This window comes from Speluncibacter jeojiensis, assembly GCF_029589495.1.
GTDB classification, from domain to species: domain Bacteria; phylum Actinomycetota; class Actinomycetes; order Mycobacteriales; family Mycobacteriaceae; genus Speluncibacter; species Speluncibacter jeojiensis.
Window position 1 is genome coordinate 122,742 of sequence record NZ_JAAIVF010000007.1, and the last position, 20,960, is coordinate 143,701.

Annotated in this window: 10 protein-coding genes; 7 read left to right on the forward strand and 3 right to left on the reverse strand. The window is 69.1% G+C overall.

From position 1 onward, the window contains the following. The first annotated feature begins 5 nt into the window (after window positions 1-5). Window positions 6-977 (forward strand): L-histidine N(alpha)-methyltransferase, encoded by a 972-nt coding sequence (gene egtD / locus G4X40_RS19375; protein ID WP_277834926.1) that lies wholly within the window; start codon window positions 6-8, stop codon window positions 975-977. A 132-nt stretch (window positions 978-1,109) separates the two neighbouring features. On the opposite strand, the gene G4X40_RS19380 is transcribed toward egtD, so the two are convergent. Next, complete coding sequence (locus tag G4X40_RS19380; protein WP_332844344.1) at window positions 1,110-1,553, reverse strand: DUF6194 family protein; 444 nt, start codon at window positions 1,551-1,553, stop codon at window positions 1,110-1,112. Between the two features lie 145 nt (window positions 1,554-1,698). Here G4X40_RS19380 and G4X40_RS19385 point away from each other — a divergent pair, with 145 nt between their 5' ends. Next, a complete protein-coding gene (locus G4X40_RS19385) occupies window positions 1,699-12,156 on the forward strand; it encodes a type I polyketide synthase (protein ID WP_277834927.1) in 10,458 nt (3,485 codons plus the stop codon). Between the two features lie 13 nt (window positions 12,157-12,169). Here the strand turns inward: G4X40_RS19385 and G4X40_RS19390 are convergent, their stop codons facing one another. Then, window positions 12,170-13,300: a TIGR03617 family F420-dependent LLM class oxidoreductase gene (locus G4X40_RS19390; protein ID WP_277834928.1), complete on the reverse strand. Its 1,131-nt coding sequence runs from the start codon at window positions 13,298-13,300 to the stop codon at window positions 12,170-12,172. A 418-nt stretch (window positions 13,301-13,718) separates the two neighbouring features. Further along, window positions 13,719-13,922 (reverse strand): RNase H family protein, encoded by a 204-nt coding sequence (locus G4X40_RS19395; protein ID WP_277834930.1) that lies wholly within the window; start codon window positions 13,920-13,922, stop codon window positions 13,719-13,721. A 717-nt stretch (window positions 13,923-14,639) separates the two neighbouring features. On the opposite strand from G4X40_RS19395, the gene G4X40_RS19400 reads away from it, so the two are divergent. The 5 genes from G4X40_RS19400 to G4X40_RS19420 are packed head-to-tail and all read left to right on the forward strand — an operon-like array spanning window position 14,640 to window position 20,756. Continuing rightward, complete coding sequence (locus G4X40_RS19400) at window positions 14,640-16,673, forward strand: hypothetical protein (protein ID WP_277834931.1); 2,034 nt, start codon at window positions 14,640-14,642, stop codon at window positions 16,671-16,673. Between the two features lie 6 nt (window positions 16,674-16,679). Continuing rightward, window positions 16,680-18,296 (forward strand): class I SAM-dependent DNA methyltransferase, encoded by a 1,617-nt coding sequence (locus G4X40_RS19405; RefSeq protein WP_277834932.1) that lies wholly within the window; start codon window positions 16,680-16,682, stop codon window positions 18,294-18,296. Further along, window positions 18,293-19,483 carry a restriction endonuclease subunit S gene (locus tag G4X40_RS19410; RefSeq protein WP_277834933.1) on the forward strand — a complete coding sequence of 397 codons (1,191 nt, stop codon included), beginning with the start codon at window positions 18,293-18,295 and terminating at the stop codon, window positions 19,481-19,483. Before G4X40_RS19405 ends, G4X40_RS19410 begins: the two co-directional genes overlap by 4 nt. Continuing rightward, window positions 19,480-19,968 (forward strand): DUF6508 domain-containing protein, encoded by a 489-nt coding sequence (locus tag G4X40_RS19415; RefSeq protein WP_277834934.1) that lies wholly within the window; start codon window positions 19,480-19,482, stop codon window positions 19,966-19,968. The genes G4X40_RS19410 and G4X40_RS19415 overlap by 4 nt, the downstream gene beginning before the upstream one ends. After that, the gene (locus tag G4X40_RS19420; RefSeq protein WP_277834936.1) at window positions 19,965-20,756 is read left to right on the forward strand and encodes a PASTA domain-containing protein; all 792 of its coding nucleotides are present in this window, start codon (window positions 19,965-19,967) and stop codon (window positions 20,754-20,756) included. The genes G4X40_RS19415 and G4X40_RS19420 overlap by 4 nt, the downstream gene beginning before the upstream one ends. The last annotated feature ends 204 nt before the right edge of the window (window positions 20,757-20,960 follow it).

Genomic DNA, 20,960 nt, shown 5'->3' on the forward strand with positions numbered 1-20,960 from the left:
GCGCGATGAGCACGGTTTCGCTGGATGTGCACCTGACCCCCGAGCAGCTTGCCGCGGCGCTGCGGTCCGATGTGCTGCAGGGGCTCGCGGACTCGCCGAAGTGGTTGCCGCCCAAATGGTTCTACGACTCCCGGGGCAGCGAGCTCTTCGACGAGATCACCCGGCTACCCGAGTACTATCCGACTCGCACCGAGCGGGAGTTGCTGCGGCGCAGTGCCGGTGAGATCGCGATGGTCAGCGGGGCCGACACGCTGGTCGAACTGGGGTCCGGGTCCTCGGAGAAGACCCGGCTGCTGCTGGGGGCGATGCGCGACGCCGGGCATCTGCGCCGGTATGTGCCGCAGGACGTGTCGGTGAGCGCTCTCGGCGGCGCTGTCGAGCAGATCGGTGCCGAGTTCCCCGGTGTCGAGGTGCTGGGGGTGGTCGGCGACTTCACCGGCACCCTCGAGGCGCTGCCCGGCGGCCGCAAGCGGATGATCGCGTTCCTCGGCGGCACGCTCGGCAACTTCGTCCGGTCCGAGCGCGCCGACTTCCTCGGCGAGGTGGCGAAGGTGCTCGCGGCGGGCGAGAAGCTGCTGCTGGGGGTCGGGCTGGTGACCGACCCGGCGGTTCTGGTGCCCGCGTACGACGATGCGGCCGGGGTGACCGCGGAGTTCAACCGGAACGTGCTGCGGGTGGTCAACCGCGAGCTGGGCGCCGACTTCGCGCCGGAGTGCTTCGATCATGTCGCACTGTGGGATTCCGTGAACGAGTGGATCGAGATGCGGCTGCGGGCCCGCACGGCGATGACCGTCACCGTCGCGGATCTGGGCCTGACGGTCGACTTCGAGGCGGGCGAGGAGATGCGCACCGAGGTGTCGGCGAAGTTCCGGCTGCCCGGGATCGAGGGGGAACTGGACGAGGCCGGCTTCGACGTGGTCGGGCAGTGGGTGGACGAGCGACGGCGGTTCGCGCTGGTGCTGGGGGAGCGGCGGTAGGGGATGGGGTTCGCTGTCAAGGTCATCGCACCGAGTTGCGGGTGCCTATCAGGATCTATCTGCAGGTATCAAGAAAACTTGATAGTCGGTCGCTGTCCGGCGCTGGTGTAGCGCCGGACAGCCCGGCCCGAGTCAGCCCCGATTTCGCCGCTCGTACCGATCCCGCGCCACCTGGTACGCCTGATGCAGTAGCTCCTTCGCCGGTTCGGCCGTGACCGCCGCCGGGCTGATGACCGAAATCCACCCCGCAGCGCCGTACACCGGGTGGGCGAAGAACGCGTCCGGAGCGGCAGGGTCGGCCCCGTCCTCGGTGTGTTCCTGCGCGAGGCCGCGCCCCGCGTCGATGTTCAGCCGGAAGACTCCGGGGCGGTCCAGGCGCGATGAGTCGTCGCCGGGGTAGTTCTTGGTGACGATCGTCGCGAACGGTTGCGTTCGCTGCGGCATCACGCCGTCGGGCGCGTAGTAGAAGAAGCTGTCGCCCCACGCGAGCGCCGGGCTGCCGTCCCCGTCGGCCGCAGTCACCGCCAGCGCGCCGTCCCAGCCGGATACCAGAGTGATGATCGCGTCGATGTCCACGAGGTCAAGCCTGTCATCGACTCGGCGGTTCCGCGCGCTGACCGCAGTGGCCCGGGTTACCAGAGCGCCGCTCGCGGGTGGCTCCGGCGGATACAATCGAACTTTCCGCACCGGCACGGGGGGCTCTGGTTAGGAGCTGATCTCGTTGGCCGATCAGGCGAAGCTCCTCGACTACCTGAAGCGGGTCACCACGGAGCTCTACCAGGTGAAAGCGCGGCTTCGCGAGGCCGAAGGTGCGACCCGCGAGCCGATCGCCGTCATCGGGATGGGGTGCCGGTATCCGGGCGGGGTGAAGTCGCCGCAGGATCTGTGGCAACTGATCGAATCGGGCTCGGACACCGTGACCGGATTCCCCGACGACCGGGGCTGGCCGCTGTCGAAACTCTACGACCCGAAGGCCGAGCAGGCCGGTACGACCTACACGACCGCGGGCAGCTTCCTCGACGACCCGGCGGGATTCGATCCGCAGATCTTCGGCATCTCGCCCCGTGAAGCGCTGGCCATGGATCCCCAGCAGCGGCTGCTTCTCGAGACGAGCTGGGAGACCTTCGAGAGCGCGGGCCTGGACCCGCGGTCGGTGCGTGGCCGCCGGATCGGGGTCTTCACCGGACTGTCCGGCATCGACTACGGAACGCTGGCCGGCGGTGCACCGCCCGAAGATCTCGCCGGCTACTTCATCACCGGCAACGCCATGAGCGTCGCCTCCGGCCGTGTGGCCTACAGCTTCGGGCTGACCGGGCCGGCGATCACCGTCGACACGGCCTGCTCCTCGTCGCTGGTGTCGATCCACCTCGCCATGGCTGCGCTGCGCAGCGGCGAGTGCGAACTGGCGCTCGCGGGTGGGGCGACCGTCATGGCGACCCCGGGGGTGTTCGTCGAGTTCAGCCGCCAGCGCGGCCTGGCCAGGGACGGTCGGTGCAAGGCGTTCGCCGCCGCCGCGGACGGTACGGCCTGGGGCGAGGGCGCCGGCGTGATCGCGCTGGAACGCCTGTCCGATGCGCAGCGGAACGGGCGGCGCATCCTCGCCGTCATCCGGGGCAGCGCGGTGAACCAGGACGGCGCGAGCAACGGGCTGACCGCGCCGAACAGACAGGCTCAGGAACGCGTGATCCGGCAGGCACTGGCCAGTGCTGGATTGGGCCCGGCCGACGTCGACGCCGTCGAGGCGCACGGCACCGGCACCACGCTGGGCGATCCGATCGAGGCGTCCGCGTTGATCGCCTGCTACGGCCGCGATCGACCTGCGGGCCGGCCGTTGTGGCTCGGCTCGGTCAAGTCGAACCTCGGGCACACCCAGGCGGCCGCGGGGGTCGCGGGGGTGATCAAGATGATCACCGCGATGCGGTGCGGCGTGCTGCCGCAGACCCTGCACGTCGACCGCCCGACCCCCCACGTCGACTGGTCTGCCGGAGCGGTGTCCCTGCTCACCGAGAACCGGGAGTGGCCGCAGGTCGATCGGCCCCGCCGGGCCGCGGTCTCGTCGTTCGGCATCAGCGGCACCAACGCCCACCTCATTCTGGAACAGGCACCGCCGGTCGAACCTCGACCTGACGAAACTGTCGGCTCCCCGAGCGAAGTCGTGGCCTGGTTCGTCTCCGGCCAGACCGAGGCGGCATTGCGGGCTCAGGCGGAGCGGGTGCGCAAGTGCGCCGCAGACCACCCGGAACAGGCGCCGGCCGTGGTGGCCGAGGCGCTGCTGCGATCGCGAGCGACCCTCCCTCACCGCGCGGCCGTGATCGGTGATGAACCTCGAGGCCTGCTGGTCGGTCTCGATGCGCTCGGGCGGGGCGCTCCGGCGCCCAATGTGGTCGCCGGTGTGGCGGTGGAGACCGGGGACCGGCCTGTCTTCGTCTTTCCCGGCCAGGGCGCACAGTGGGTGGGCATGGCCGTGGACCTGCTGGACACGTCTGCGGAGTTCGCCGAGGGCGTGCGCGAAGTCGCCGGGGCGCTCGCTCCCCACACGAGCTTCTCCTTGCTCGACGTGCTTCGGGACCGCGACCCGGCTTCGCTGGATCGGGCCGATGTCGTCCAGCCCGCGCTGTTCGCGGTGATGGTCGGACTTGCGCGACTGTGGCGCGCCCATGGCGTCGAACCCGCCGCCGTCATCGGGCACTCGCAGGGCGAGATCGCCGCCGCCTGTGTGGCAGGCGCCCTGAGCCTGCCCGATGCCGCGCTGGTCGTCGCGGCGCGGAGCAAAGTGATCGCCGCATCGGCGCGCCGCGGCGGTGGGATGGCCTCGGTGGCGTTGTCGGCCGACGACGTGCGGGAGACGATTCGACCCTGGGCGGGCGCCGTCGAGGTGGCGGCGATCAACGGGCCGTCCGCAACGGTGCTGTCCGGCCGTGCCGATGCGCTCGACGAGTTGGTCGAACGGTGGCAGCGTGACGGTGTCCAGGCCAAGCGGATCGCCGTGGAGTACGCGTCGCATTGCGCGGACGTGTCGGTTCTGCGCAGGCCGATTCTGGACGTCCTCGCCTCGATCACGCCGCAGCGTTCGCGGATTCCGTTCTACTCGACGGTATCCGGCGGCGCGGTGGACGGCACCACCCTCGACGCGGACTACTGGTATCGGAACCTGCGCCGGCCGGTGCGGTTCGAGCAGGCGACGAGGGCGCTGATCGCGGACGGGTATCGACTGTTCATCGAGTCGTGCAGCCATCCCGTCCTGACCGCTGCGCTCCAGGAGACCCTCGACTCGGCGGGCGTCACCGGCCACGTCAGCGGGACGCTGCGCCGTGATCGCGCCGACCTACGGCAGTTCACCACCGCGCTCGCGGAGGCTCGGGTACACGGACTGCACGTCGCGTGGGATCGGGTCGGCTGGGCCCGACACGAGGACGGGCAGCCGTGGGTCGACCTGCCCACGTATGCCTTTCAGCATCGACGCTTCTGGTTGGACGAGTCCGAGTCGCCGGGTGACGCCGCGTCGACCGGTATGGATCCGGGCGGACACCCGATGCTCGCCGCATCGGTCGAACTCGGCGAGGGCCGGGGCATCGTCTTCACGGGTCTGCTCTCACCGGAGCGGCTTCCGTGGTTGCGCGACCATGCCGTGGACAGCACCGTGCTGTTGCCCGGGACGGCGTTCGTGGAACTCGCGCTCCACGCGGGCAATCGCGTCGGCTGCGGGCAGCTCGAGGACCTCGCCATCGAGACGCCATTGGTGATCCCCGTCGAGGGCGAGGTCGCCCTGCAGGTGAGTGCACTGGCCGACGGTGACGCCGGGAAGGCCACGGTGACGGTGCACTCCCGGCCCGCCGACGCCTCGCCGGAGACGCCGTGGACCCGGCACGCCACCGGGACACTGTCCGCGGCAGCGGATTTCGTCGAGCCGTCGCAGCAGCGGTGGCCGCCGACGGAGGCCACGTCGATCGACACCCGGGGACTGTACGAACAGCTCGACCAGGCCGGCTACGGGTACGGGCCGACCTTCCGCGGCCTGCGGGCGGCATGGCGCCGCGACGACGAGTTGTACGGCGAGGTGCGGCTGCGCGGTGAGGACCCGGCCGCAGCGGTCGTGGGGTACGGGATCCACCCGGCGCTGCTCGATGCGGCACTGCATCTGATAGCACTGGGATCGACCGACGCCGGTGCCGGTGGGATCCGGTTGCCGTTCGCCTGGGGCCGGGTGCAACTGCATGCGGTCGGCGCGACGAGTCTGCGCGTCCGCATCACCCCGATCGGTCCGGAGCGATGCCGGATAGTTGCATACGACGCGGACGGACGTCCGGTGCTGACCTCGGATTCGTTGACGCTGAGGGAGATCGGCGACACACACCTGTCCGCCGCGGGTCCGGCCGGCAGCCTCTACCGCGTGGACTGGATACCGATCGGTGTGTCCGGAGTGGGAACGGTCGACCTCTTACCGCTCACCGAGGCACTCGCCGGAGCCGACCCCACCGGTCACATCCTGTGGTTGTCCGGTGAGCCGGGCGAGGCATCGGACGTCCCGACCCGGGCGCACGCCGCCGCGGAGACGACATTGCGGGCGGTGCAGTCCTGGCTGGGTGACGATCGCCTGGCGGAAACCCGGTTGCTGGTGACGACCCGACTCGGGGTCGCGGTCCGCGACGACGAACCGATGGACGACGTGTCCGCTGCCGCGGTATGGGGTCTGATCGGTGCCGTGCAGCACGAGCACCCGGACCGCATCACGCTGGTGGACCTGGATGCGACAGTCGGGGTGTCCGTCGATTCCGGGCTGTTGTCGGCGGCGTTGTCGGGCAACGAGCCTCAACTGGCGATCCGCGACGGCGTGCTGCTGGCCCCCACGCTCGTCCCGGCGCCGGAACCCTCGGACAGCGCACCGGCTCACTTCGACCCGATCGGCACGGTGTTGATCACCGGCGGCACGGGGACGATCGGCAGACTGATCGCCCACCATCTCGTCGCCACGCACGGGGTCCGCCGACTGGTGTTGACCGGCAGACACGAACTCGATGGCGACGACGAAGCCGAACTGAGGGCCGAGCTCACCGAGGCGGGGGCCGAGATCGCAACTGTCGCCGCCTGTGACGTGGCCGACCGCTCGGCGGTGGCCACCCTGCTCGCGGGTATCCCCGACCTGTCCGGCGTGGTCCATGCGGCCGGGGTGCTCGACGATGTGACCGCCGCCAACATGCGCCCGGAGCAGTTGCACGCCGTGCTCCGACCCAAGGTGGACGGCGCCTGGAATCTCCACGAGCTCACCCGGAATCGAGATCTTTCGGCGTTTGTGTTGTTCTCCTCCGCGGCGGGCGTGCTCGGCGGCGCCGGACAGTCGAACTATGCGGCGGCGAACGTCGTACTCGATGCACTCGCGCAGCATCGCCGCCTCCGCGGACTGCCGGCGATCTCGATGGCCTGGGGATTGTGGGACAGGCCCAGCGGGATGACCTCCCACCTGAACTCGGACGACCTCGACCGCCTGCGGCGCAGCGGAATCGACACGATCGGTCAGGAGTCGGGTCTGGCACTGTTCGACTCGGCGCTCAAGGTGAACCGTCCGCTGATCGTGCCGCTGCGACTCTCGGCCCGCACGGCTCGATCCGACGCCGACTCGACACCGCCGATCCTGCGCCGAGTGCTCGGACTGCGCCGTCGCCACGCCGCGGCGGCCGATTCACCCACCGGCCTGGCCGAGGAGTTGCGGGCGTTGGATCCCGATGTCCGGCACGGCAGAATGCTGGATCTCGTCACGACGCACGTGGCGGCCGTGCTCGGTCACGAGGGTAAAGAGGCGATCGACCCGGAGCGAGCCTTCAAGCAACTCGGCTTCGACTCGCTGACCGCCGTGCAGTTGCGCAATCAGCTGGCCACGGCCACCGGCGTCAGCCTCCCGGCGACCCTGGTCTTCGACCATCCGACCGCCGGCGCGCTCGCCCGGGAACTCGCGGCGCGCGTGCTCGGTGGCAGTTCTGTCGCGCAACCGGCGCCGCCGGTGCGCACCGGCCGCCGCGACGACCCGATCGTCATCGTCGGAATGGCCTGCCGATATCCGGGCCGGGTGTACAGCCCGGATGACCTGTGGCAGTTGGTCTGCGACGGCCGTAACGTCGCGGGTGCCTATCCCGAGAACCGGGGCTGGGACCTCGGCGAGGTGTACGACCCCGACCCGAGCCGTGCGGGGACGACGTACATGCGCGAGGGCGGGTTCCTCTACGACGCAGACGAATTCGATGCCGAGTTCTTCGGGATCAGCCCGCGCGAAGCGGTAGCGATGGACCCGCAGCACCGCCTGCTCCTCGAGAGCGCCTGGGAAGCGCTCGAACGGGTAGGGGTGCAGCCGGATTCACCCGACCTCGTCGACACCGGCGTGTACATCGGCATGATGGGCGGCGACTACGGCTTCCAGCTGATGAGTCGGCGGAACGTCGATGCTGAGGGCTATCTGATGACCGGGACCAGCAACAGTGTGGCCTCCGGACGGATCTCGTACTCTCTCGGCTTCACGGGGCCGGCGGTCACCGTCGACACGGCGTGCTCGTCGTCGCTGGTGGCGATGCATCTCGCGGCGCGGGCGCTGCGCGACGGCGAATGCACGCTGGCGCTGGCCGGCGGCGCGACGGTGATGTCGACGCCCGGGATACTGGTCGAGTTCAGCCGCCAACGCGGGCTCGCCGCGGACGGGCGGTGCAAGCCGTTCTCCGACCGGGCGGACGGCACCGGACTCGGCGAGGGCGCGGGCATGGTGGTGCTCGAGAGACTGAGCGACGCCGAACGCAACGGTCACCGGGTGCTGGCGATCATCCGCGGGTCGGCGGTCAATCAGGACGGTGCATCGAACGGGATCACCGCGCCGAACGGCCCCTCCCAGGAACGGGTCATCCGACAGGCGTTGGCAGATGCGTCGCTCGGCCCCGCCGACATCGACGCCGTCGAGGCACACGGCACCGGGACGACGCTCGGCGATCCGATCGAGGCGCAGGCCCTGCTCGCCGTCTACGGGCAGGACCGGGTCGGTCAACCGCTGTGGCTCGGTTCGGTCAAGTCGAACCTCGGTCACACCCAGGGGGCGGCGGGAGTCGCCGGAGTCATCAAGATGGTGATGGCGATGCGGCACGGGATATTGCCCGCGAGCCTGCACGGCGACGCCCCCACCCGACACGTCGACTGGACGGCGGGTGAGGTCTCGCTGCTCGCCGAATCGGTCGCGTGGCCGCAGACGGGACGGCCTCGCCGCGTGGGCGTCTCGTCGTTCGGTATCAGCGGTACGAACGTGCACATGATCCTGGAACAGGCGCCTGACGCTCCCGCGCCGGAGGTGACGCAGCCAGCGTCCCGGTCCCCGTTGGTCTGGGTGATCTCCGGAAAGTCCGATGATGCGCTGCGTGCGCAGGCGGCGCGACTCGTCGGCTTCGTCGACCGGGCTGAGACCGAACTCCCTGATCCGGCCGATCTCGCCTACTCGCTGGCCACCGGTCGAACCGCATTCGCCCACCGCGCCGCGGTGATCGGGCGGACCGCTGGAGATCTGCGCGAGGGACTGGCCCGCATCGCCGCGGGACGGGCGGGTGGAAACGTCGTCGCCGGGACGAGCGTCCGGGGCAAGACCGCCTTCATGTTCACCGGCCAGGGGGCGCAGCGGATCGGGATGTGCCGCGGGCTCTACGCCACCTTCCCGGTCTTCGCGAACGCGCTGGACGAGGTCTGTGCGGCACTCGACGATCATGTGGAAATTCCTGTGCAGCAGGTGCTCTGGGGTGAGGAGGCGGATCATGGGAAGCTGGACAGCACCGAATTCACCCAGCCGGCGTTGTTCGCCGTCGAGGTCGCGCTGTACCGGCTGCTGCGGGATTGGGGCATCACCCCCGACTTCCTGATCGGTCATTCCATCGGGGAGCTGACCGCAGCGTACGTCGCGGGAGTGTTCAGCCTGCCCGACGCCGCCGCACTGGTGGCCGAGCGCGGCCGATTGATGGAGTCGACAGAGCCGGGTTTGATGATCGCGGTCCGGGCTCGCGCGGAGGATGTCATGGCACGGGTCGGCGGGGGTGTCGATCTCGCGGCGGTCAACGGTGCCGAGGCGGTGGTCCTGGCGGGCGCCGCACCGGACGTTCGCGTTGCGGTCGACACGTTGGCCGCCGCCGGGCTCAAGACGACGAGCCTACGGGTCGAGCGGGCCTTCCACTCGGTGCTGATGGACCCGGTCCTCGACCGGTTCACCGATGTCGTGTCGAGACTGAGCACACGGCCGCAGACGATTCCGATCGTCTCCGACGTCACCGGACGCCTCGCCACCGACGACGAGCTCGGGTCGCCGGACTATTGGGCGCGGCACCTGCGGCAACCGGTGCGCTTCCATGAGGGAATGTGTGCGCTGGACGAACTCGGCGTCACCCACTGTGTCGAAGTCGGCCCGGGGGCGGGCCTGGCCGCGCTGGCCGCCGAAGTGGTCCCGAACGCGATTCCGACGCTGCCCGGACGCGGCGACGAGGCGCAGGGGATCGCCGAGGCGATCGCCGCCGCCCACGTGCAGGGCATCACGATCGACTGGGAACGGGTCCTGCCCGGTCGGCAGCGAGTGGAACTGCCCACCTATGCATTTCAGCGACGTTCCTTCTGGCCGTCCGCGTCGGCGCGCAACCTCGGCGACCCGACCGAACTCGGGCTGTCCCCGTCGGATCATCCGCTGCTCGGTGCGGCGGTGACCCTCGACGACGACGCGACGCTGTTCACCGGACAGCTCTCACTGCAACGGGATCCGTGGCTGGTACGGACACCTGTCGACGACGACAGGACGCCGGCCGGCGAGGCGAAGGCGGTGTTGCCGACGGTGCCGGTCGAACTCACCCTGTACGTCGCGCACCACGTCGGGCTCGACCACATCGACGAACTCACACTGCACAATCCGCTGATGCTCTCGTCGTCGGGATTGGCGTCGGTCCGGGTGCTGGTGTCACCTTTCGGCACCAATGGCGTTCGGACGGTGACCATCTCGTCGAATGTCGGCGAGGACGACGTCTCGGCCGATTGGGTTCGGAACGCCTCGGCGACGATTGACGACGTCGTGGGACCCGTTGTCGGGGCACGGTACGAGGATGCGGGGGACGGGGTGGCCGCGGTACGCGTGGGGGACGGGACCGACACAAGTGGCTACGGCCTGCATCCTGCGCTGTTGCAGTCGGCGCTCGAACCCATCCTCGGTTGGGGCGGTTGGCCGCTGACCTGGTCGGGAATTCGCCTTGTCACCGCCGGCGCCGAGTCGTTGTCGGTGCGGTTCGCCGCCGGTGAGGACGGGGCGCATCGTATCGTCGCCCTCGGCCCCGACGGCGCGGCGGTGCTGACCGTCGATGCGCTGCAAGTGGTTTCGAAGGCCGTCGACGGCGGCGGTGCCGAACGTGCGGCGCAGCGTCTGTACCGGCCGGGTTGGGTCCGGGTCGAGACAGACTCGGATGCGACGATCGGCGGCCCGGTCCAACTGCTCGAGTGCGAGGTGGACGGTCGCAACGGCCCGGAGACGACCCACGAACTGTGCGCGCGGGTACTGCGTCGCCTGCAGGAATGGCTCGGCGACGACGGCGTCGGCGACAGCACCCTCGTGATCGTGACCCACGATGCGATGGAAGTCGACGACGGCGACCGCAGGGGCCGCGCCGACCTCGCCGCCGCCGCGGTGTGGGGTCTGGTGGGTTCCGCGCAGAACGAGAACCCGGGCCGGTTCGTGCTTCTCGACCTCGACGACAAGTCGGACGTCGAGGTCGCGATTGCGTCGGCCCGGGCGAGCGGGGAGCCGCAGGTCGCGGTTCGGGACGGCGTCGTGTTCGCACCTCGGGTGCGGCGGACGCATGTCGACGCCGATGCCGACTCGCCGCTCGATCCGCAGGGCACCGTGCTGGTCACCGGCGGCACCGGTGCCGTGGGATCGTTGGTGGCCCGGCACCTGGTCGCCGAGCACAGGGTCCGACATCTGCTGCTGGTGAGCCGGCGCGGACCCGCCGCCGAGGGGTGCGACGAACTCTGCCGTGACCTGAGCGCCGTGGGGGCCGAGGTGAGCGTCGTCGCCTGTGATCTTGCCGTCGAGGCCGCGGTCGCGGAGATGCTCGCGCAGATTCCGCCGGAGCACCCCTTGACGGCGGTGATCCACGCAGCCGGCGTGGTCGACGACGCGACCCTGGAATCGCTGACCCCCGAACGGTTCGACGAGGTGTTGCGACCGAAGGTCGACGCGGCCGGGCACCTGCACCGGCTGACGGCGGGACTCGACCTGAGATCGTTCGTCCTGTTCTCCTCGATCGCAGGCATCATCGGGTCTCCGGGACAGGCGAACTACGCGGCAGCGAACACGTTCCTCGACGCGCTCGCCCGCCACCGCGACACCCTCGGGCTGCCCGCATGCTCTATCGCATGGGGGATGTGGGCCACACCGAGCACCATGACGGACAAGCTCGGCGCGGCCGATCTGACCAGGATCCGTCGCAGCGGAATGATCCCGTTGACCACCGCCGACGCACTGACGCTGTTCGATGCCGCGCTGAGTGCCCACGTACCGAACGTGGTCGCCGCTCGCTTCGACAGCGCGGGTGCGGTCGAACCTTACGTCCCGGCACCGCTGCGCGGCCTGATCCGGACTTCGCGCTCGCGTGCCGCGGACCCGTCCGCGATGGGACGAAACGGGTCCGGGCCGCAGGATTGGGCGCAGCGTCTCGCGGGTCTGTCGATTCCCGAACAGCGGCATCTCATGCTCGAAATGGTGCGGGGCGGGGCCGCGACGGTACTCGGCTACGACGCGGCGGATTCGGTCGAGCCCGACCGGGCGTTCAAGGAACTCGGCTTCGACTCGCTGGCCGCGGTGGCACTGCGCAACCAACTCGGTGCCGCCACCGGGCTGCGTCTGCCGCCGACCATGGTGTTCGACCATCCGAGCCCGCGTGCCGTCGCCGAATTCCTACGCGCCGAGCTCGTTCCGGATCCGGTATCGGTCGCCCACGCCGACATCGATCGTCTCGGCACCACCCTTGCGGAGTTGGGAGACGACGGCGAGGCCCGGGCGGAGATCGCACAGCGACTGGCGAGCCTGTTCACGCAGGTCGGCGCGGCCGGCGGAACGCAGGACGGCGCGGTCGACCGGATCGACGCGGCGAGCGGCGACGAGATCCTCGACATCATCGACCGCGGCATGTGAGGAACCCGGCTGTTCATCCGCCGTCAGCCGGCGAGGCGACGCGACCCTGCAGCTGTGCGACCACGTCGGCCATCAGGTGGTCGTGGTCAGGATTGTCCGGCAGCGCCAGCGTGACCCCGACCGACATGCCGGACGAAGCCACCGGGGCGAGCCGACCGCGGATCACCTCGGCGAGGGTGTCGTAGCGGGCCGTCGGCACGATCGCGCCGAGCACCTCGTCGGTGACGACCGAGCCCAACCGGTCCCAGGCGTCGCGGCGCACCAGTTCGGCCAGCTCCGGCTGCAGGTCGGGGAAACCGTTCCGGCACAGCGCGTCTCGATAAGCTGGGGTCGAGTAGAGGAAGGCGAACAGCCGTCGTCGCCGTTCCCGCTCCGCGGCGACGTCCGCGTCGGTCGCGCCGGTGATCACCTGCAGCCCGGCGACGATGTCGAAGCCGTCCAGGGATCGGCCGGCCGCCGACGCTCCGGGGGCAAGCGCGGGAAGACACTCGTCGGTGAGATAGCGCGCATCGGAATTGGTTGGGTGCGTGACGAGTCCGTCGGCCGTCTCGCCCGCGACACCGCACATACGAGGTCCGACCGCGCCGAGGTAGATCGGCGGGACCGGGGTTTCGGTATCGGGTCCAGGGTTGAAGTACGGCTGCATGCGGGTGAACCGGTACTGATCTCCTCGGTACGCATGCAGTTCACCGGTGCGGAAGGTGTCGAACGCCGCGCGGACCACACCGACGTAGTCGCGCATGCGGGCCGCCGGCGCAGACCAGGGCATCGCATAGCGGTCTTCGATGTTCTGCCGGATCTGGCTGCCGAGCCCGAGGTGGAACCGCCCCCTCGACAGCTTCGACAGGTCCCACGCCGTGTACGCGGTCAGCAGGGGACTGCGCACGAACGCCAGCGCCACCGAGGTGCGGACGACGATCCGCTCGGTCGCCTGCAAGGCGAGCAGGGCGAGCAGGAACGGGTCGTGCACGGTCTCCGAGACGTGCAGCCCGTCGTACCCGGCGGCCTCCGCGCGGCGCGCGAACCCCGCGACCGCGCCGGGGTCGATGGCGGCGTCCGTTCCGGTGTAGACCTTCATCGGTCCGTTGTACCCGGTGACGGCCACCGTCGTCGCGGCCCGCTCGGCCTGGTGGACGACCGGCATGGCGACGGCGGGGATGGTGTCTCGCTCGGCTGGAAATGTTCGCAGAGTTGGAACCTTCCGCACACTTCCAATTCTCGCGTGGCGGCGAGACATGCAGTCCGCCGGCGTCAGGAACGCCGCTCGTAGCCGGTGCAGCGATCCCGCTAAGGTAAGGCGAACCTAAAGCTGTGGTAGCTTCCCTCCGTCAAATCTTGAGTCTCGTCGAAGTGCCGTCAGGTTCTTCGCATCACGAAGGAGCACCACCATGGGTTCGTCTGCTGATCAGCTCAACCAGTTCTCGGCCGTCGCCGGACTCGCCGGCGCACTCATCGCGCTGGTCGGCGCGGGCGCGGCGGTGGCGGCGCTGTCTGCCTGATTCGGCGAACGACGCCGCGTCGATGCCGGTCCCGTACGGTCGGGGCCGGCATCCCCTCACTGGTCAGGCTGCGCGACTGTCGATGAGCTCCGCGACGATCGACGCCGCGACCGCGCGCTGGACGGCCGCGTCGATCTGCGCCTCGTGGCCGCGGCGGGCCGCGACCGCCAGCCGGTCCGCGCATTCGTTGAGTGGATGGCCGGAATGCCCACGCACCCAGGAGAACCGGACCTTCCTGCCGAGCAGTGTGTGGCGGATCCGCTGCACGATTGCCGTGACCTCACCGTCGTCGGACTCGATTTCGAGGCATCGGTGGCGACCACAAGTTCGGGCAGGTCGACAAGTGCGGCCGGCGTCGACTCCTCGGGCAGATCCTCCTCGGCCCGAACGAATTCGGACAGCACCTCGGCGGCGTCCGCGAGCAGCCGCACGAACCGGCCCCGCGCGGCCGGCACCAATCGCACGTGCGGAAACGACCCGGCAACCGCGGTCAACTCGCGCCGGACCCCGCTGTCGGCGATGTGCAGTGGAAGCGGCTGCGCGAACGTCTCGGCGTGCCGATACAGGTGCGCGAACGCATCCAGTGCGGCCCCGTAGCGCGCCTCGGCGGTGTGACCCGCGTGTGTGAATGTCTCACTGGACTGTCCGCTCGGGCCGTCCAGCAGCGCCGCGGCAAGGGTGACGTCCTGTCCGTCCAGTCGGAGGCGGCGCAGGTGCTCCGCGGCGAGTGCCTCGAACAGCGGCGTCGGTGCGGGCGAGGTCATCACGGGTGTAGTCATCGCGGGCAGGGTCATGGGTGCGGCAACTCCTCCAGGTCGGCGATCAGAACACCATGATCAACATTGAAGGAGGGCCTGACAAAGCAAAACCGCGATAGCTGGGGTTATCAAGCCGCCGAGAAATTCTGTCGGCAAGATCGGCTACATTGCTCAGGACACCGGCGACCGCCGATTCCTGCACTGTAGAGACGAGGTGTGACACCCGATGCCCGGACAACCCGAGTTGCTGCTCTCCAAGCCGGACATCGCCGCGCTCGCGAAGGTCAAGCGCCCGGTCGTCTCGGTGTGGATCGGGCGTTATCGCGAGGGTGACCGCCCGTTTCCGACCGCGGTGCGCCGCGGCGCCGGCGGGCGGGAGTGGTTCCGCGCCGACGAGATCGCCGACTGGCTGATCGACCGCGGGCTGGGCAACAACACCTCCCTGCGCGAGGACCTCGCTCTCCATGCCGCGCTCGACCACTCGGCCGACCTCTCCGCAGAGACGATGTTCGACGGCACCACCGCACTGCTGTGCCTCAAGGCGCTGCTCGGCGAGCAGCTGGCCGAGTTCGACCCCGACGACCTGCTCGACGAGGCCGACGACCTCGACCCCGACGACGAGTTCCTGCTGAGCGAGCTGACCGCGCTCGGCGACGAGCTGGAAACACTTGCCCGGCATGTCGATTCGATGGTCGATGCGGCCTATACCCCCGCAGCCGCGTTCGAGGAGCTGATGGCGGGCCGGTTCCGCCGCGGGCACGCCGACCTCGCGGACAGCGCGCTGTCGCGGTCTGCGCTGCGTCTGTGCGCGCAGGTGTGTGCGGCGATGGTGCCGGACACCGCGGTCGAGTCGACGGTGTTCGTCGACCCGTGGGACGGCAGCGACCTGCTCGTCGCGCTGCGCGGCGAACTGGACGAGAGCGTATCCGTGCAGGCGGCCACCGGCACCGAGTCGACCGCGGCCGGCCGGTTGGCGCGACGCCGCCTCGCGACCCACGGGTGGCACCGCGCGGACGGGGGACTCGGCGGGTCCAGTCCGGTGATGGCGCTGACCCAGTTCCCGTCGCCCGCGACGCTCGCCTGGACCGACGAGCGGATCCTCACCGCGATCGACGACCTCGTCGTGCAGATGGGACCGGACCAGCGCGGCGTCATCATCGGACCCGCATCCGCGCTGATCGACACACTGGCAGGGCGGGACGAGGAGGCGATCCGCTCGGGCCTGCTGCGTACCGACCGGTTGCGCGCCGCGGTCCGGTTGCCCGAGGGGTTGTTGCTGACCCGTCCCGGTCAGGCGATGGCGCTGTGGGTGCTCGGTGCCGCCGACCCCGCGATCAAGCCGGCCGACCGCTGGACGGTGCTTGCGGACCTGTCGGCCGGGGGACTGGACGATGTAGCCGCGGAGGCGCTGACCTCCGACGTGCTGGCGGCGCTGGGCACGTGGGAGTCGGTGCGCGCGCACGCCTTCCGCTACGGCGCGGTCGTCAAGACGGCCGAGGTGCTGGCGTCGGGAACGCTGACGCCGCCGCGCCGACCCGGGCGGGCGCAGGTGCGCGGCGGCCAGGCGGCCGGGCGGGTGCTGAGCCTGGTCGACGCGGTCAACCATGCGAGGTCGGTGGAGCCGCTGCGGTTGACGGTCGAGTACCGGGAACGGTCGACGGGCGTGTTGCCGACGGCGGGTGAACTGTCGGCGCAGTCGCTGCTGCGGGTGGTGCCGGGTAACCGGATCGCCGAGCGCGACATCACCTCTCGACCCGATGAGGTCGGCGCGGTGCCGGTGATCGGGGCCGACGAGGTGACCGGCGCGGTACGGCTCGGCACGCGCTGCATCGACCGTCTCACGCTGACCCGCGACTACCCGAACAGCCGCTACACCGAACCCGGCGACGTCGTGTTCTGCAGCAGCGGCAGTTTCGGGGCGATCGTCGACGAACAGGGCTCGTCGGTGGTGTGCTCGCCCGCGCGGATCCTCCGGGTGCGAAGGCCGGAGTCGTCCGGCCTGGTGCCCGAACTGATCGCCGCGCACCTCAATTCCGGCGACGGCCCGGCGCTGTGCCGCACGCCGTGGCGCCAGTGGACGATCCCACGCGTGCAGGCCGGCCAGGTGCGGCCGACCCGCGCGGCGCTGGCCGAACTGTCGCGACGACGCCGGGAGGCCGCCGCGCTGGCCGACCGGCTCGACGCGTTGACAGGCGAACTGACCCGGGGCATCGCGCACGGCGCGCTGACGCCCACCCAGATGTCGATGAAGGAAGGCTGAAAACCAGTGCCCCCCAGGAAGAAGACGGCCGAACAGGCGCCGTCGACCATGAAGGAACTCAAGGACACCCTGTGGAAGGCCGCCGACAAGCTGCGCGGCTCCATGGACGCGTCCCAGTACAAGGACGTGATCCTGGGCCTGGTGTTCCTCAAGTACGTCTCGGATGCGTTCGAGGAGCGGCGCGGGCAGATCCGCGACGAGTTGCTCGCCGACGGCATCGGCGAGGACCAGGTCGCCGACTTCCTCGACGACAAGGACGAGTACCTGGGCAACGGCGTGTTCTGGGTGCCGCCGTTGGCCCGGTGGTCGTACCTGGCGGCGAACGCCAAGGGCGTGCAGGCCTCCGAGCAGACCCCGGGGGTGACGGCCGGCGAGCTGGTCGACCAGGCGATGCGCGAGATCATGGCCGGAAACCGTTCCGCGCTCGAGGGCACGCTGCCGATGATCTACAACCGCGACAGCGTCGATCAGCGCCGGCTCGGCGAGCTGATCGACCTGCTGGGCGACACCCGCTTCACCGGGCACGGCGCGACGCGGGCGCGGGATCTGCTCGGTGAGGTGTACGAGTACTTCCTGGAGAAGTTCGCCCGCGCCGAGGGCAAGCGCGGCGGCGAGTTCTACACGCCCGCCGGGGTGGTGCGGGTGCTCGTCGAGATGCTCGAACCGTTCGAGGGTCGGGTGTACGACCCGTGCTGCGGCTCGGGAGGCATGTTCGTGCAGACGGAGAAGTTCATCGAACGGCACGGTGGCAACGCGACCGAGGTGTCGGTGTACGGGCAGGAGCTCAACGAGCGCACCTGGCGGATGGCGAAGATGAACCTGGCGATCCACGGGATCAACGGGAACCTCGCCGATCGGTGGGAGGACACATTCGCCCGCGACAAGCACCCGGACCTGCTGGCCGACTTCGTGCTGGCGAATCCGCCGTTCAACATCAAGGACTGGGCGCGCAAGGAGGACGACAGCCGTTGGCGTTTCGGTGTACCGCCGGCCGGAAACGCGAACTACGCGTGGATCCAGCACATCGTCTCGAAGTTGTCGGCTCGGGGGAGTGCCGGCATCGTCATGGCGAACGGGTCGATGTCGTCGAATTCCGGTGGCGAGGGCCAGATCCGCGCGCAGCTGGTCGAGGCGGACCTGGTGTCGTGCATGATCGCGTTGCCCACACAGCTGTTCCGCAGCACCGGCATTCCGGTGTGCGTGTGGTTCCTGTCCAAGGACAAGGCGAAGGGCCCGAAGGGGAGCGTCGACCGGCAGGGGCAGGTGCTGTTCATCGACGCGCGCGACCTCGGCCACATGGTCGACCGGGCCGAACGGGCGCTGTCCGATGAGGACATCGCGAAGATTGCCGGCACCTTCCACGCCTGGCGCGGAACGCAATCCGCCGCGGGTGCGGAATATGTCGACGAGCCGGGCTTCTGCTACTCGGCGACCCTGCCCGAGATCAAGGAAGCCGACTACGCGCTGACCCCGGGCAGGTATGTCGGTGCCGCGCCGATCGAGGACGACGGCGAGCCGATCGAGGAGAAGCTGGAGCGGCTGACGAAGGAGCTGTACGCGCAGTTCGACGAGAGCGAGCGGTTGGCGAAGGTCGTGCGGGAGCAGCTGGGGAGGGTGCTGTGAGTACTAACCTGGGTGATCACGTCAGCCTTTGCCGCGGCACGACCTACAAGAGTCTCCTCCTCGATGAGCCGGGCCCAATGCTTCTTGGCCTAGGCTCGATCCAGCGTAACGGCGGCTTCAAGGGCGATGGGCTGCGCACGTATGGCGGGGATAGCCCTGCGAAGGTCCTGATATATCCGGGTGACATCTACGTTTCGCTGAAGGACGTAACTCATAGCGCGGACCTGCTAGGAGCCGTGGCGTGCGTTCCGGAGCAGATTGAATGTGGCCGGTTGACACAGGACACCGTGAAGTTGGAGTTCGATGGTCTGCCGATCGATCGGAGGTACGTCTACTGGGCGTTGCGGACTCCTCAGTACCGCTCCTACTGCCGGGAACGTGCGACGGGCACGACCAACCTCGGGCTATCGCGAGCAGACTTTTTCGCTTTCGGACTTCCCGCGCCCACCAAAGAGAGGCTGGCGCTTGTCGAGTTGTTGGACTCGATCGACGACAAGGTCGCCGCAAACCGCAGGCTGGCAGAGACTGCGGACGAACTCGCGGAAACGATCTTCCGCAATGCAGTTGCCGGTGATGGTCCCGACCATGAGCTGCGCGAGGTCGCAGGTCTGATTACTCGGGGAGTGGCACCGAAATACACCGACGACGAGACCGAACTGACAGTCCTAAACCAGAAATGCATCCGAAGCAAGCGAATCGACCTGACTCCAGCTCGAAGGACGTTATCCGCCAAAGTGGCGGATACCAAGCGCCTGTGCATAAACGATGTTCTGGTAAATTCCACTGGGGCAGGGACTTTGGGGCGTGTCGCTCGCTGGGTGCTGGGCATCGAAGCCACTGTTGATTCGCACGTGTCGATCGTCAGGTTTGACCCCACACGAGTCGACGAGGTGTGCGCGGGGTTTGCCGTCCTGCATATGCAGGAGGTCATTGAGATGATGGGTGAAGGAAGCACAGGGCAGACAGAGCTGTCTCGAGACCAACTCGGCAAGCTGCGCCTGCGATTCATTGCACGGGAACGTGAGCCACATGTCTCCGCTCAGCTTCAGTCACTGTCCTCGGCGTCGATCGTGCACCTTGCAGAGAACGAGAAGCTTGCCACCCTCCGCGACACCCTGCTCCCGCGCCTTATGTCCGGCGAACTCCGGGTCAAGGACGCCGAGCGCCTTGCCGAGGCTGTTCTGTGACCCACGACACTCGGCAGGAAGTCGACCCGTTCGCCGGCCTCACTCGCAGTCCAGAGCGGGTAGTCGCCGAACTCACATCCGTCGACTGGGCGGACCTGCAATCACTGGTCGAGCGGGTCAACGCACATTCTGGGGCGTTCGGCAGCTTTCAGCCCGCCGAGCAGATCGGTGAGAACCACTGGGCAACGGGCTATCCCGTCCACAACGAATTGGTCAGAGAGGCGACGCAGTTCGTCTACGAGCGCCAACTCGTGCTCCTCGGATTGAACTGGACCGAGTGGGATGAGGGGCAGCGCCGATACCAGCGCGGCGAGTTCATCGACGAGATCGCGCAACTCGATCTGCGAGAAGTATTGGCGTACATCACGATGCTCATTCGTGCCGACCGCTTCTCCGAAGGTGCGTTGCTCGACGCATTCGACAGGCGCGTGATGCCCGCGTTGCTCAACCGACTGCTCGACTTCAAGCCCCGAGGTAGAACATGAAGCCGTTCCTTCCGTATCTGCGTGTGCTCGCCGGGTTCCTCGCGGCCGTCTTCGTGTGGGTGTCGCTCAAGTCGCTGGTCCACGGCGAGATCGCCGGTGCCGTCGTCGGCCTGCTCATGGGTGCCGGTATTGCCTATCTGGCGGTCGGGCAACCGCTTCGGCAACGTCGTGCGCACCAGCGCGACGAGTACGCCGCGCTGGCCGCGCGTGCCGATGCCGCCTACGCCGCGGACCTGCGTGGCGACACGGTTGTGCCACCGCCTCCTCCCGCATCGTTGAAGCCGAAGGCGCGCAAGGGCGTTGTGATCGCGGCTGTCGTTGCTGCCGTACTGTTCCTGTTCGGTGTGGTCAATGATCTGACCGATGGTGATCAGCAATCGAAGCCGTCGTCCGGTCCAGCGGCGACGTCGATTGCGCCGGCGCTACCGGTGCGCGCGAGCGCAATGCCGCCGACCACCACCGACGCGCCGACCACCACGATGGCGCCGACCACGACGGCCGAGTCCGCGGCGGTGACGACCGCACCGCTGCCGGCGGCCGCGGCGAGTGCGGCGGGCGGCGACATGCCGGACGTGATGTGCATGAACCTGCAGGACGCGCAAGATCTGATCCAGCAGCACGGTGTGTTCTACTCGCGCAGTCGCGACGCGACCGGCAAGGGGTGCCACCAGGTTCTGGACCGCAATTGGGTTGTGGTGCAGCAGTCTCCGTCGCCGGGAACGCCGATCGGTGAGGGCGACGCGGTGCTGTCGGTGGTGAAGAAGGGCGAGCCCGGCGACTGCTCGTAGGCTCCCCTCGGGTCTGCCCTGTGCAGCGCCCACTTGCGATAGGTTGGCGCACATGGGGCAAGTGGCGAGGGGCTCGGCGCTGACAGGCGCGCTTGTCGTCGTGGTGGCGGCCGTTGCGGGCTGTGGCGGCGACTCCGACACTCGTTCGGCGATCACTCTGTCGACTCCGACGTCATCGGCGCAGCTTCCGCCCAACGTGAGTCC